This window comes from Phaeobacter sp. B1627 (genome assembly GCF_006265095.1).
GTDB lineage: Bacteria > Pseudomonadota > Alphaproteobacteria > Rhodobacterales > Rhodobacteraceae > Epibacterium.
Genome location: NZ_VCNK01000004.1, coordinates 302,220 through 315,709, shown reverse-complemented (window position 1 = coordinate 315,709; position 13,490 = coordinate 302,220). Strand labels below are relative to the sequence as shown.

The window sequence follows — 13,490 nt, the reverse complement described above, 5'->3', positions numbered from 1 at the left end:
CATGGCCACCGCGCTTGGCCGTCCCGGGTCTGGCCGTCCTGTTCATGTCGCTTTGGTCGGCCCTGTTTGCTGCCTCCACAGCCATGGCCGAGGAGGTCGTGCTGGGGCTCAGCCATGACCGCGTGGCAATCACGGCGACGTTTGACGGCTCGGAGATCCTGATTTTTGGCGCAGTCAAACGCGAAACTCCGATCTCGGACCGGGCGCCGCTCGAGGTGATCGTCACGATTTCGGGTCCGAAGGAACCTGTGATGGTGCGCCGCAAGGAGCGCAGCATGGGGATCTGGGTGAACACGGACAGCGTTGCAGTCGACTCTGCGCCGAGCTTTTATGCGGTCGCCACCAGCGCGCCCTTTTCCGAGGTTCTCAGCGATACCGAGGATCTGCGCCACAAAGTCTCCATCCGGCGCGCGATCAGATCCGTCGGCTCCACGATCGAAGGCGCGCAGGCCTTCAAGGAGGCCCTGATGCGGATCAGAGAGGAAAACGGGTTCTATAGCCTGCAGGAAAACGTGGTGTCCCTGGATGAACAGACCCTGTTCCGCACCGCCCTGCAGATGCCTGCCGATCTGATCGAAGGCCAATACGAGACCCGGATTTTCCTGACCCGCGACGGGAGCGTGGTCTCCCAATATGAAACGGTGATCGAGGTCAACAAGGTCGGAGTAGAACGGTTCCTGTTCAATCTGTCCCGCGAACAGCCGCCCCTATACGGAATTCTCGCCCTGTTCATCGCAGTCCTGTCGGGCTGGGGCGCGGCTGCAATCTTCCAGCTGTTGCGCAACGGCTGACGGGGCGGTCCGGCGCCGCCACCGGCATCAACAGGCATGATCTGGCAGGAACTGGCACGGCCCCGTGCGCGCACTGCTCGTTTTTGGGCCCTCAGCTTCAGCCGCGTCCGATATAGGGCATCTTTGTTGCCATCACGGTCATGAACTGAACGTTGGCCTCGGGCGGCAGCGCAGCCATATGCAGAACGGATCGCGCCGCATCGGCGACATCAAAGCTCTCCATCACTGGCGCGTCGGGGTTGGCTTTGGCCTGACGCTCCGCCAGATCCTCGACCATAGGGGTGCGCGCATTTCCGATATCGATCTGGCCGCAGGCGATATCAAAGGCGCGGCCATCCAGCGACAGAGACCGCGTCAGCCCGGTGATCGCCGCCTTGGTGGCCGCATAGGGCGCGCTCTGCGGGCGCGGGACATGTGCCGCAATAGAGCCGTTGTTGATGATCCGCCCGCCCCGGGGGTGCTGCCGCCGCATATGGCCAAAGGCTGCACGCGCGCAGAGGAACATGCCGTTGAGGTTCACATTGACGGCGGCGTACCAATCCTCCAGCGGGATTTCATCGATCGTGCCAGCCGGGGTGAAGATGCCTGCATTGTTGAACAGCACGTCCAATCGTCCCGCGGCAGTCATGAATTGGTCGAAGACCTCTGTCACCGCAGCCGGTTCGGTCACATCCGCAGGCAACACAATGGCACGGCGATGCCCCCTGGCGAGATCCTCCAACAGGGGTGCCCGCCGTGCCAGCAGGCCGACGGTCCACCCTTCGGCCAGAAACAGCTCTGCGACCGCGCGGCCGATGCCGGAGCTGGCGCCGGTGACCAGAATGGATTTGCTCATGCGGGGGCCTCTTCGTCCTGAACTTCGAGCGTCAGCGCCGCCACTGGCGCCGCACGCAGATCCTCCACCGGCAGCCCCGCCGTGGGTTTTGCCAAGCGGTTGCGAACCACCCAGATCAGCCGCTCCTGCGCCCGGGTGATCGCCACATAGGCCAGACGTTTCCACAGCGGCTGACCCGCCTCCACCCGGCCCATCCGCGCCGCCGCGTAGATGTCTGGCGCAAAGACCTGCGTTGTCCCCCATTGGCTGCCCTGGGCCTTGTGAATGGTCACTGCCGCACCGTGCAGGAAGGTCGCCCCCATCCCCGCTGCGAAGGGAATGAAGGGTTCCTCTTCATCGGGTCGCTCGATCTTCACGATGGAAGCGGCCGAGACCTGCGGATCCTCCGCTCCCATGACATGCAATCGCGAAAACCCCGGTTTGCGGCCGGGGCCGAGGTAAATCACCTGCGCGCCCTTGATCAAGCCGCGCGCTTCGAGGTCGAGACGTTTCTTGCGATGCTTCATCGGCAATTCTATCCCGTCGCAGATCAGCGGCTCGCCCGGCATCAGTTGGTCCTCCGGCGCCCCATGCACGGCGCGAAAGGCGTTGATAAGCCGAATACGGGTGTTGTTGCGCCAGACCAGCACCGGCGACCGGGCCATCAGGTCGACCTCGACCCGTTGGCCCCAGACGACGCGCTCGTCCTGCCGGGCCTTGTCTTCGATCATGCGTTCGAAATCTTCAAAGCCCAGCGCCGGGTCCGCCAGCGCATGCGCAAGGTCGAGGATCGGGTTGTCGGCCTCCTGACGGTGGATCCGGTTCAGGATCAGCTGGCGCTCTGCGGGCAGAGATTCAAAGACCATTGCCCCCGATTGATTGACCGGCGCCAACTGGGCGGGATCTCCGAACAGGACGAGGGTCGGGAAAATCTCCTTCAGGTCGTCGAACTGGCGGTTGTCCAGCATCGAGGCCTCGTCGACGAAACCGATATCCAGCGGTTCCTCGCGCCGTTTCCAGCCGGTGATGAAATCGGACCCGCGCAGGCCCGCCGCCGCCAGCGCACCGGGGATGGATTTGTTCTTTTGGAAGAAGGCCGAGGCCCGGGCCAGAGCCTCTTCTGTCAGACCTTCGATCTCCGGCTTGTCCCCGTCACCGGCCAGCCATTCGGCAATGCGCTCGTATTCGGGATCATAAACAGGGGTGTAGAGAATGCGGTGGATCGTCGTCGCCGGCACACCCCGCAACCGCAGCACACTGGCCGCCTTGTTTGTCGGTGCAAGGATCGCGAGGGTCCGCTTGTCTGCTTTCTTGCGGCTCTCGTAATCACCGGAGACCACCTCGACCCCGGCGGCGGCAAGCGCCTTGTAGAACTCCGCCAGAAGCAGCGTCTTTCCGGAACCTGCCTTGCCGATGACGGCCGTGACGCCGGTGTCGCCCCGGGGCGGATGCAGGAGATCCTCGCCCAGATCGACCCCCGCCTTGCGGAGTTGTTCGGTCAGGGTGTCAAAGGCTTGCGCCTGATCGTCGGAGAATTGAATGGCGGGCATCTGTGTCATGGGCGCGACCCTACAGCCGCAGGGCAGCACGCACCAGTGGGATCAGCCCGGTCCGCCGGTGATCACACCGCAATCAGGCCAATGGCAATGGCACGGGCCACGGCATGGGTGGTATTCTGCGCCTTCAGTTTTCCGCGCGCGCCCTCGATATAGACCCGGAGCGTGTGCTCGGAAATATCCAGAACCTCGGCCGCGCGGGCGCGGCTGTGCCCCTCGGCCAACAGGCTGAGCGCTTCGGTTTCGCGCAGGGACAGGGGTTGTTTCGGCAAGGGACAGGCCGGTGCTTCGAAATCCAGCGCCCGTCTGTTGACATAATGGGCTACCAAAATCAGGTTGCGGCCGTTCTTTTGGGTGAATTTATCCCAAGCCTTGCCGTCACAGGTTCTGGAAACGCTGAACACGGCATACTGGCCATTGGGCCCCCGTACCGGAGCGGTAAAGCCCTGGTTGCCCAGACCATGCGCCAGTGCGTCCTTTCTATAGGCGGCCACCGGACGTGAGGACCAATCCAGGTCCCGCCAGTCCACCGGGCAAAAGGCGCTATGGCAACCAACAACCACGGGATCGACACGTTCATAATGCATCGCGGCGTATCGCTCGCGCCACGCGGTCGGCAATGTCGAGCAGGCACTGAGGCTTTCGGACCGGTCAATCCGGCGGTAGAACACATGATCGACCTCGACAAGGTCCCGAAACCGCGCCAGCACCGCGCCGACTTCTTCGAGGCTGGCCGCACTCTCGATCATCTCGAGGATCGCATTCAGATTGTGACGTCGCACCATTCCCCTATCCACTTATACAAGACTCACAGTGTTATAAGACTCACAGTGTCGCCGTTCCGATATGTTTGCCCTGGGCAGTTGACCGCAACAGTTTTGGCGCGTGCCTCCCGACATCGTGATCGGAGGTCTGCGGCATCGGGGACGGCGCATTGCGACCGTTATCGCGCAGATCCGAACAGTTCCGAACAGAATCAAACAGGGGCTTTGATCCGGGATCAATCTGGCCCGCATGCCGAGGGGACCAGTTTACCACCCCGGACCCGATTGCCATAGGAACATTTCACCCTTCCCCACTTCCCTCCTCATTTCGGGTGACGGGTCCGATGCAGCAGTGGCTTTGAAACGCCGAGGGTCAGTCCTGGCTGTCTGCGCGGTTCATATTTCCGGCACTGTGTCTGTCACATGGCTGCAGCCGTCACGTGCCTGCGTGGGCGAATGACACCCGACCTCGTCAGAGACCGGGTGCTTCATCGTCCGGTGGCAATCAGAGGGTCACCCCTGGACCACCTCTTCCAGCGTCCTGAGCCCGGTTTTCGGCGCCTGCACCAGCACGGACATATTGCCCGGCTTGTGCTCGTTGCGCAGCATCTTCATATGCGCGGCGGGCAGATCCTGCCATGCGAAGACTTCGGACATGCAGGGGTCCAGACGGCGCTCAATCATCAGTTTATTGGCCGCCGAGGCCTGTTTCAAATGGGCAAAGTGCGAGCCCTGCAAGCGCTTCTGGTGCATCCACATGTAGCGTACGTCAAAGGTACAGTTGAACCCGGAGGTGCCCGCGCAAATCACGACCATACCGCCCTTTTTGACGACAAATGTGGACACCGGAAAGGTCGCCTCGCCCGGGTGCTCGAACACCATATCCACGTTATTGCCCTTGCCGGTGATGTCCCAGATTGCCTTGCCGAACTTGCGCGCTTCGGTGAACCAGGTGTTGTACTCGGGCGTGTTGACCGTGGGCAATTGACCCCAACAGTTGAAATCACGGCGGTTCAGGACCCCCTTGGCGCCCAGCGACATGACAAATTCGCGCTTGCTCTCGTCGGAGATCACACCAATTGCGTTGGCACCGGCGGTGTTGATCAGCTGGATCGCATAGGAACCAAGCCCTCCGGACGCGCCCCAGACCAGAACGTTCTGACCCGGTTTCAAATCATGCGGCTCGTGACCAAACAACATCCGGTAGGCGGTGGCGAGCGTCAGCGTATAGCAGGCGGATTCCTCCCAGCTGAGGTGCTTTGGCCGTGGCATCAGCTGCTGGCTCTGGACCCGCGTAAACTGGCTGAACGAGCCATCCGGCGTTTCATAGCCCCAGATCCGCTGGCTGGTGGAATACATCGGGTCACCGCCGTTGCACTCCTCGTCGTCGCCGTCATCCTGATTGCAGTGGATCACCACCTCATCGCCGACTTTCCACCGGGTGACCTTGTCCCCGACGGCCCAGACAATACCCGAGGCATCCGACCCCGCGATATGATAGGGGGCCTTGTGACCGTCAAAGGGGCTGATCGGCTGGCCCAGCGCAGCCCAGACCCCGTTGTAGTTCACCCCAGCCGCCATCACCAGAACCAGCACTTCGTTGCTGTCGACAGAGGGGACATCCACCACCTCCTGCTGCATCGCAGTATCCGGTTCGCCGTGGCGTTCCTTGCGAATGGCCCAGGCGTACATCTGCTTGGGCACGTAGCCCATCGGGGGGATCTCCCCCATTTCATAGAGATCTTTCTGCGGCGCGTCATAGGTCATGATGCCGTCCTGCGTGTCCAAAGCCATAGCGGCCTCCCTTGGTCTCATCCCGGTGGGCGCATCGTTCTGCACTGCAGAATCGCGCCCTCTGCTCCAAGGAGTAGAAACGTTCAGGTAATATTACAACCCTGATTATTCAGATTTTGTAATTTTATGACCCTGCGGATGCAGAATTTCCTTTAGCACCGGCAGCATCGGAGGGGTGATCGGGCGCGATATCCCCCTCCATGGCCTGTGGCGGCTCCAGCGCGGGGGGCACCAGATGAGCGATGGATTTCGCATAGAAGCGAAGCAGATCCATCTGGCTGACATCCGGCGTGATCATGCCGCCGGACAAGCGCACCAGATGACGGCGGCGCAACTGTTGCAGCGCGCTCTGGACGGCAAAATCATGACTGTGGGCGGGCATGTGAACAGAGGCCAGCGGCATCCGCGCCGTGACCTCTGTCACGGCCTGGCGCAGCGCGGACTCGCTCATGGCGCCGCGGGTGACCAGCAGATAGCAGACCAAGGGTACTGGCAGAACGGGCACGACCTCGCCGATGCGATACATCAATTCCGCCGAGAGCGCGCGCGCATGGTCCCGCCCCTCCTCGGCCGGGAGCTCGCTCAGGCTGAGGGGACGGCCAAAGGTGACCGCCGCCGCACCAAAGCGGTGATACCGCCCGGTCGCCCATAGCCAGAGTTGCCGCAGCATACGCCACATCACTACACCGATCCGGGCGCGAAAGCGTCGTTCCCCTGCCCGCGCCGCCTTGGTCAGGATCTTGTCTTCGAGAACCCGGTCGTAATTCAGCGCGACCGGCACAAAGACGACATCTTTGCCGGACCCCGCATTCCCGTCGATGATATAGCGCAAAAGCCCGTGTTTCGGCGGTGACAGTGCCCCGGTCAGGCTGAGCCCGCCTTCGGGAAAAATCGCCTGCGTCACCCCGCCCTGGGTTGCCAGGCGTACATAGGCCGCGAGAACCTTGCGGTAGAGTTCCGTCTGCGATCTGCGCCGGATGAAATAGGCGCCCATCGCCCGGATCAGGAGACTGAGCGGCCAGACCCGCGCCCACTCCCCCACGGCATAGGACAGCGCCGACCGTTTCGCCACGAGATAGGTCACCAACACATAGTCCATGTTGGATCGGTGGTTCATCACAAACACCACCGTGGCATCGCGGTCGATCACCTGCAACAGGCCCTCATCATAGCTGCCCAGGCGAACCCGGTAGATCGCATTGGACAGCAGTCGCGCCGCCCGGATGGCAAAGCTGAAATAGGTAAAGGCCGAAAACGATGGGACAATTTCCCGCGCATAGCGGCGCGCGTCCTCGAAGGCCACGTTTTCCGGAATCCCCCGGCTGGCCGCATGATCCGAGACAGCCTGTGCCACCTGCGGATCATATATCAGCCGCTGAATCATATCGTATCGACGCGCCAGCCGGAACGGTTCAATCGGCCGTTCCAGCCGTTCGTTCAGGCGCGCGACCGCGCGCTCCAGCCGACGACGAAAGAACCAGCGGACAGATGGGAAGAGAAAATGCGAAGCAAGTGTGACCACCGCAAACAGCAGGATCAGCACAAAGAGCCAAAGAGGAAGTTCCACGGTTTGCGTCATGGCCGCACTCTGGCCGAGGCGCCTCCTCAAGACAAGCGAGACCGCCCCTGATTTCGCAGCTGCAAAAGCCGCACCGCCACAATTGCCGCGTCGCAGCGAATTGACATGGGTTTAAAATTGCAGTTTAGATCTTTTCAGTGAAACAAAATTACTCACCCGCAACCCATGAGGCCCATCATGTCGCTCTCGCAGAACGAACGCCCGCAAGAGCCCAAAAAGGATCGTCCCTGGCTGATCCGCACCTACGCAGGCCATTCCACCGCCACCGCGTCAAACGCGCTCTATCGTGCCAACCTGGCCAAGGGGCAGACCGGCCTTTCGGTCGCCTTCGACCTGCCGACCCAGACCGGATATGACAGCGACCACCCCTTGGCCAAAGGCGAAGTGGGCAAGGTGGGCGTGCCGATTTGCCATCTGGGCGACATGCGCAACCTGTTCGACCAGATCCCTCTGGACCAAATGAACACCTCGATGACCATCAACGCAACGGCGCCCTGGTTGCTGGCCCTCTATATTGCTGTGGCCGAAGAACAGGGTGCGGATATTTCGCGGCTTCAGGGCACGGTACAGAATGACCTCATCAAGGAATACCTGAGCCGCGGCACCTATATCTGCCCGCCGGCGCCAAGCCTCAAGATGATCGCCGATGTCGCCGAATACTGCTACGCGCACGTCCCCAAGTGGAACCCGATGAACGTCTGCTCCTACCACCTTCAGGAGGCGGGCGCGACACCGGAGCAGGAGCTGGCCTTCGCACTCGCCACCGCGCAGGCGGTGCTTGACGAGTTGCAGCCGCGCGTACCCGCCGAAGATTTCCCCGCCATGGTCGGCCGTATCTCATTCTTCGTGAACGCCGGTATCCGCTTTGTCACCGAGCTGTGCAAGATGCGGGCCTTTGTTGATCTGTGGGACGAGATCTGCCGCGATCGCTACGGGGTCACCGACCCGAAGTTTCGCCGCTTCCGCTATGGCGTGCAGGTGAACTCGCTCGGGTTGACCGAGCAGCAGCCTGAAAACAACGTCTATCGCATTCTGATCGAAATGCTGGCCGTGACCCTGTCAAAGAAGGCACGGGCCCGCGCCGTCCAGTTGCCCGCCTGGAACGAGGCGCTCGGCCTGCCCCGACCGTGGGACCAGCAATGGTCTATGCGCATGCAGCAAATCCTCGCCTATGAGACGGACCTGCTGGAATATGGCGACCTCTTTGATGGCAACCCGGTAGTGGACGCCAAGGTCGAGGCCCTGAAGGACGGCGCCCGGGCGGAGTTGGCCACCTTGCAGGGCATGGGCGGCGCGGTGCAATCCATTGAATATATGAAGTCGCGCCTGGTGGAGTCGAACGCGGACCGGCTGAACCGGATCGAGGCGGGCGACACCATCGTCGTCGGCGTCAACAAATGGACCGAAGGAGAACCCTCGCCGCTGGAAACCGAGGACGGTGGCATCATGGTGGTCGACCCCGCCACCGAAGCGGATCAGATCGCCCGCCTCGACACCTGGCGTCGCGACCGCGATTCTGTGGCGGTCGCGGACGCCCTTGCCGAGCTGCGCGCCGCTGCGCGAATCGGGGACAACATCATGCCTGCCTCGATCAAGGCCGCAGCGGCTGGGGTCACCACCGGCGAATGGGCCGAAGAGATGCGCAAAGCACATGGGACCTACCGCGGGCCAACCGGCGTCTCTGCATCGGTGTCAAACCAGACAGACGGGCTGGATGACCTGCGCGAGGCGGTCAATGCCGTCTCCGATCAGCTTGGTCGGCGGTTGAAATTCGTGGTCGGCAAGCCCGGTCTGGATGGCCATTCCAACGGCGCAGAGCAAATCGCCTTTCGCGCCCGGGATTGCGGCATGGACATCACCTATGACGGTATTCGCCTCACGCCGGAGGAACTTGCCGCGAGTGCGCGTCAGGACGGCGCGCATGTTGTGGGTCTTTCGATCCTGTCCGGCAGCCATCTGCCGCTGGTTGAAGACACATTGACGCGCCTTCGCGACGCCGGGCTGGAGGAAGTGCCGGTGGTCGTCGGCGGAATAATTCCGGACGAGGATGCGGAGAAACTCCTGTCGCTGGGTGTCGCCCGCGTCTATACCCCAAAAGATTTCGAGCTGAATTCGATCATGAGGGATATCATCGATCTGGCCCAAAAAAACATATCTGCAAAATAGCATTTCGCTGAATTTCGCCAAAAAACAGTCAAATGCAAATTAGTTGCTGAATAGCATCTAGAATTCGGGCAATAAGAGCGTTAGCCCGGAAATGCAATCTGTGGCTGGAATTCAATGGAGTAACACAATGTCCCTCGATTTGACAGAATTGTCCCGTAAAGAGCTACTTCAGCTCCGTAAGGACGTTGAAAAGGCACTAAAAGATGCTGAGCAACGCGAACGCAGCGAAGCGCTGAAAGCGGCAGAGAAGGCTGCTGCTGAATATGGTTTCTCTTTGGACGAGGTTTTGACGTCTCCCGGAAAACCTTCCGCGCGTAAAACAAAAGCCACGCCAAAATACCGCAATCCAGAAAACCCAGACGAAACGTGGACAGGCCGTGGCCGCAAACCGCATTGGGTTCACGCTGCGCTCAGCAAAGGCGCAGATATCGCTGAACTCGAAATCTGAACCGGAGCGTAAATAAGTGACAGTTCACATAGGAGCAAAAAAGGGCGATTTCGCTGAAACCGTTCTGATGCCCGGCGACCCCTACCGTGCGAAATGGGCCGCCGAAACTTTTCTGAGCGACGCACGCCTCGTCAATGATGTGCGTGGAATGCTCGGATATACTGGCACATGGAATGGGCACCGGGTCTCGATCCAGGGCAGCGGCATGGGTATGCCGTCCCTGTCGATTTACGCCAACGAGTTGATCCGTGATTTTGATGCCCAAACCCTGATCCGCATCGGCTCCTGTGGCGGCATGCAACCCGAGGTAAAGGTGCGTGACGTCATCATCGCGATGACCGCAACCAGCGTCACCACCCCCTCCAGTACCATGTTCAAGGACGTGAACTTTGCACCAACGGCCGATTGGACCTTGCTGCGCAACGCTGTTGCCGCGGCCGAGGCTCAGGGCATTCGCCCGCATGTAGGCGGCATCTATTCTTCCGACACCTTCTATGATGAACGCCCGGACCTGAACGAACAGATGGTCCGGCACGGTGTATTGGGCGTGGAGATGGAAGCCGCGGAACTGTATACCGTCGCGGCGCGTCACAAGCGGCGCGCATTGGCGGTACTGACGGTGTCCGATCACTTGCAAACGGGCGAAGCATTGCCGTCTGAGGACCGCGAACGCAGCTTTGGAGAGATGGTGGAAATCGCTCTCGCCGCTGCTTTTGCCTGATCAGACAGTGGCCTGATCAGATATCGACCTGATCGCGCACGGGCGCACGACACAACACCAAACCCAGCAAAGGGCCGCCTGCATCACCGGGGCGGCCCTTTCTTTTCTGAACCCTGCAGAGGCAATCTCAGGGCCACCTCAGCGCCCGTGACTGCCGTCATATGCATTGCGCGCCGGAGCCTTCCAGCCCGCAAGGGCCGCCGTCGCAGGCGCGAAGACCTCAATGAGCAGAGGAAAACAGGCAGCCTCATCACTGGAATGCTCGCTTGAACAATCCCCGCCGGGACAGGCGCTCAGCGCCCCCAGAAGGTCGATTTCTGCGAAAAACTCCAGATAGTCTCCGGGCCGAACCGGGCTTGCCTTCATGAAATACTGCCCCGTATCCCGCGTGAACCCCGTGCACATGAAGACATTCAGAACGTCATGCACATGAAGCTCAGCCTCCGGCAACGACAGGCCGAGATGATCCGCCAAGGCGCGGGTGAGGTTGGAATGACAGCAGTGATGATAGTGATCTGTGGACAGAAGATTGCCGGTGTAGGGGTCGCAGCGGGTGCCGATCACATCGTGGACCGACCCGCCATAGGAATCGATCCCGTACCATTCCAGCGTATCGGCGATAATCGTCGCCATGGGACGCATGTGGGGCAGATTGCTCCACAACCGCTCGCCGGTGGTCACATGGGTTCCGTGCAGTGCCCGGGTTTTGCCCGAATAGAACCGTTCCGCGATGTCGTTCTGGTTCCAGAGGTTGAGATCCCCCACCTGCGCGCCCTCGATGGAGGAAATGCGAAAGAACTGACCCGCGGCCACCTGAAACACGGCCGCCTCACGGGCGGGGACGATGACCTCTGTGACCTTTGTGGCGCCCTCGCGCGCGCGGTGATACAGCTTCAGCTCCGGGCGCGGCAGGGTCTCGGTCGGATAGCAGATCACAGGCGCAACGGCGCGCCGGGCCTGCGCATCAGCAGGGGGAGAAAAGCGGTTGGACATGACGACTCCTGATGGAAGATGTCCGCCAGTCAAACCCGCGAAACGCCCGGGCACAAGACCCGGGCGTCGCCCTCTCGTCAGCAATCCCGCCTGACAACGATCAGAGCACAACCACGTCCAGCGGCGGGAACCCGTTGAACCCGATGGAGGCATAGGTCGTGGTATAGGCACCACAGGCGTGGATCACGACTCGGTCACCGGATTTCAGCCCCACAGGCAGCTGCACCGGCTGCTTTTCGTACAAGACGTCGGCGCTGTCGCAGGAGGGGCCTGCAAGAACGCAGGTGCCCATTGGCTCGTGATCGCGGTCAGTGGTGATCCGGTAGCGGATCGCCTCATCCATGGTCTCGGCAAGGCCGGAGAATTTTCCAATGTCCAGATAGACCCAGCGATGCAGGTCATTGTCGTGTTTGCGCGACACCAGCATTACCTCCGCCGCAATCGCACCCGCTTCGGCAACCAGTCCACGGCCCGGCTCTGCCATGATTTCAGCAGCGTCCGGGAAGCGGGCATTGACCTGTGCCATGACTTCGGCGGCATAGTCCTGTGGTGCCATGACGGCACTGCGGTAGCTCGCGGGGAACCCGCCGCCGATGTTCAGCAGCTTCAGGTCATGGCCCGCTGCGCGCGCCGCCGCCCACACCTCGGCGAGCTGATCAAGAATGGGCGCCCACATCTCTGGCCGACGGGTTTGCGAGCCCACATGAAACGACAGGCCATGCGGGACCAAACCCAGCGCGACACAGCGATCCATCAACGTCAGAGCCATCTCCGGTGCGCAGCCGAATTTGCGGCTCAACGGCCAATCGGCACCGGAGGCTTCGACCAGGATACGGATGCACACGTGAGCGCCGGGCGCATGTTCGGCCAGCTTTTCCAGCTCTTCTACCGCGTCGGCCGCGAAATGTTTGATGCCGATCGCATGCGCATAGGCGATGTCAGAGGCTTTCTTGATGGTGTTGCCGAATGTAATCCGGCTGGCGCTTGCACCGGCAGCGCGACACATTTCGATTTCAACCCGGCTGGCCGCATCAAAGTTCGATCCGATCGCTGCCAGACGCCGCAGGATTTCCGGCGCCGGGTTCGCCTTTACCGCGAAATGGATGCGCGCCCGACCCAGGCCGCGGGCCAGGTCCATATATTGGCGCGCGACGGCTTCGCTGTCGATGACCAGCGTTGGGCGCGCGAATGTTGTGTTCGCAATGTACTGCAGGTGGCGAGGGACAAAAGTCACGTCTTGGCGGGCCGAGGGCCCGGTTACGTTTGCGTTCATGGTCATCTCCAAAAGACCCGGCCATACATGACCGCTCAGTTCCATCAGAGACGTTACCGTCGCTACGTAACCCTAGGGGATGAAAACCCTTACGACAGAGGCGCGTGCGTTGGCGTCTTAGCCGCGCATATCAGGCAAAACCCCGAGTCGATCAAGCATAATTTTTTGCAGAGGAGATATTTGCTTTTTGCATGGCGGTTCAGGGGGCTGGCCCTTCCCGCAGACAATGGACCGGACTGCTCTCTCCGCCATCGACGGCGCCGCAATAGGCACAGCGCCACTGACCCGCCCGTCCTTCTTTGCGCCACCGGCAATCCCGGGTCAGGCTCGTGGTCTTGCGGCGCCAGAACAGGTAGCCAAGCGTGCCCAGCAAGAGGAGGATCAGAAGAACCGGCATGCCCCGCATCTAGCCAGGGGGACAGGCCGATGCAAGTCTCGCGCCACATGGGTCGGCCATCCCCAGGAGAATTCGCTCAGCCTCCGAGCGCCTCCACGCATCTGCGACTGCCTCCGGCCGGGTGAGACCCCTGTCAGGCCCGCGGCCCGGGGGTTTGGGTGTCGCAGCCCGACTCAGACCCCAGTAGGGCGCGC

Annotated in this window: 12 protein-coding genes; 4 read left to right on the top strand and 8 right to left on the bottom strand. The window is 61.4% G+C overall.

The features are described 5' to 3' along the window. The first annotated feature begins 44 nt into the window (after nt 1–44). Nucleotides 45–791 carry a TIGR02186 family protein gene (locus FGE21_RS03765; protein WP_139661787.1) on the top strand — a complete coding sequence of 249 codons (747 nt, stop codon included), beginning with the start codon at nt 45–47 and terminating at the stop codon, nt 789–791. 97 nt (nt 792–888) lie between these two features. Here the strand turns inward: FGE21_RS03765 and FGE21_RS03760 are convergent, their stop codons facing one another. From FGE21_RS03760 to FGE21_RS03740, 5 genes are all read right to left on the bottom strand, one after another. Beyond that, nucleotides 889–1,626 (bottom strand): SDR family oxidoreductase, encoded by a 738-nt coding sequence (locus FGE21_RS03760; protein WP_139661785.1) that lies wholly within the window; start codon nt 1,624–1,626, stop codon nt 889–891. Then, nucleotides 1,623–3,164 (bottom strand): ATP-dependent RecD-like DNA helicase, encoded by a 1,542-nt coding sequence (locus FGE21_RS03755; RefSeq protein ID WP_139661783.1) that lies wholly within the window; start codon nt 3,162–3,164, stop codon nt 1,623–1,625. Before FGE21_RS03755 ends, FGE21_RS03760 begins: the two co-directional genes overlap by 4 nt. Nucleotides 3,165–3,226: 62 nt before the next feature. Beyond that, on the bottom strand, nt 3,227–3,946 hold the full coding sequence (locus FGE21_RS03750; RefSeq protein WP_139661782.1) for an autoinducer binding domain-containing protein: 720 nt from the start codon (nt 3,944–3,946) through the stop codon (nt 3,227–3,229). A 492-nt stretch (nt 3,947–4,438) separates the two neighbouring features. After that, a complete protein-coding gene (ccrA, locus tag FGE21_RS03745) occupies nt 4,439–5,719 on the bottom strand; it encodes a crotonyl-CoA carboxylase/reductase (RefSeq protein WP_139661780.1) in 1,281 nt (426 codons plus the stop codon). A 124-nt stretch (nt 5,720–5,843) separates the two neighbouring features. Beyond that, nucleotides 5,844–7,298: a 1-acyl-sn-glycerol-3-phosphate acyltransferase gene (locus tag FGE21_RS03740; protein WP_139661779.1), complete on the bottom strand. Its 1,455-nt coding sequence runs from the start codon at nt 7,296–7,298 to the stop codon at nt 5,844–5,846. A 177-nt stretch (nt 7,299–7,475) separates the two neighbouring features. Between FGE21_RS03740 and FGE21_RS03735 the strand changes: the two genes are divergently transcribed. The 3 genes from FGE21_RS03735 to deoD all read left to right on the top strand — a co-directional run bounded on the left by FGE21_RS03735 (nt 7,476) and on the right by deoD (nt 10,633). Further along, entirely contained in the window at nt 7,476–9,464 is a 1,989-nt protein-coding gene (locus FGE21_RS03735) for a protein meaA (RefSeq protein WP_139661777.1), read from the top strand. 127 nt (nt 9,465–9,591) lie between these two features. Continuing rightward, nucleotides 9,592–9,912 carry an H-NS family nucleoid-associated regulatory protein gene (locus tag FGE21_RS03730; RefSeq protein ID WP_139661776.1) on the top strand — a complete coding sequence of 107 codons (321 nt, stop codon included), beginning with the start codon at nt 9,592–9,594 and terminating at the stop codon, nt 9,910–9,912. 16 nt (nt 9,913–9,928) lie between these two features. After that, entirely contained in the window at nt 9,929–10,633 is a 705-nt protein-coding gene (deoD, locus tag FGE21_RS03725) for a purine-nucleoside phosphorylase (RefSeq protein ID WP_139661774.1), read from the top strand. Between the two features lie 138 nt (nt 10,634–10,771). Here the strand turns inward: deoD and FGE21_RS03720 are convergent, their stop codons facing one another. The 3 genes from FGE21_RS03720 to FGE21_RS03710 all read right to left on the bottom strand — a co-directional run bounded on the left by FGE21_RS03720 (nt 10,772) and on the right by FGE21_RS03710 (nt 13,296). After that, the gene (locus FGE21_RS03720; RefSeq protein ID WP_139661772.1) at nt 10,772–11,626 is read right to left on the bottom strand and encodes a DUF1989 domain-containing protein; all 855 of its coding nucleotides are present in this window, start codon (nt 11,624–11,626) and stop codon (nt 10,772–10,774) included. A 100-nt stretch (nt 11,627–11,726) separates the two neighbouring features. Next, nucleotides 11,727–12,899, bottom strand: a complete 1,173-nt coding sequence (locus FGE21_RS03715) for a type III PLP-dependent enzyme (protein ID WP_255731339.1) — start codon at nt 12,897–12,899, stop codon at nt 11,727–11,729. Between the two features lie 199 nt (nt 12,900–13,098). Then, a complete protein-coding gene (locus tag FGE21_RS03710) occupies nt 13,099–13,296 on the bottom strand; it encodes a hypothetical protein (RefSeq protein ID WP_139661769.1) in 198 nt (65 codons plus the stop codon). Nucleotides 13,297–13,490 lie beyond the last annotated feature (194 nt).

Coding starts and splice junctions, on each gene's coding strand:
- FGE21_RS03765 (WP_139661787.1), top strand. CDS start 45: ATGTCGCTTTGGTCGGCCCTGTTTGCTGCCTCCACAGCCATGGCCGAG.
- FGE21_RS03760 (WP_139661785.1), bottom strand. CDS start 1,626: ATGAGCAAATCCATTCTGGTCACCGGCGCCAGCTCCGGCATCGGCCGC.
- FGE21_RS03755 (WP_139661783.1), bottom strand. CDS start 3,164: ATGACACAGATGCCCGCCATTCAATTCTCCGACGATCAGGCGCAAGCC.
- FGE21_RS03750 (WP_139661782.1), bottom strand. CDS start 3,946: ATGGTGCGACGTCACAATCTGAATGCGATCCTCGAGATGATCGAGAGT.
- ccrA (WP_139661780.1), bottom strand. CDS start 5,719: ATGGCTTTGGACACGCAGGACGGCATCATGACCTATGACGCGCCGCAG.
- FGE21_RS03740 (WP_139661779.1), bottom strand. CDS start 7,298: ATGACGCAAACCGTGGAACTTCCTCTTTGGCTCTTTGTGCTGATCCTG.
- FGE21_RS03735 (WP_139661777.1), top strand. CDS start 7,476: ATGTCGCTCTCGCAGAACGAACGCCCGCAAGAGCCCAAAAAGGATCGT.
- FGE21_RS03730 (WP_139661776.1), top strand. CDS start 9,592: ATGTCCCTCGATTTGACAGAATTGTCCCGTAAAGAGCTACTTCAGCTC.
- FGE21_RS03720 (WP_139661772.1), bottom strand. CDS start 11,626: ATGTCCAACCGCTTTTCTCCCCCTGCTGATGCGCAGGCCCGGCGCGCC.
- FGE21_RS03715 (WP_255731339.1), bottom strand. CDS start 12,899: ATGAACGCAAACGTAACCGGGCCCTCGGCCCGCCAAGACGTGACTTTT.
- FGE21_RS03710 (WP_139661769.1), bottom strand. CDS start 13,296: ATGCCGGTTCTTCTGATCCTCCTCTTGCTGGGCACGCTTGGCTACCTG.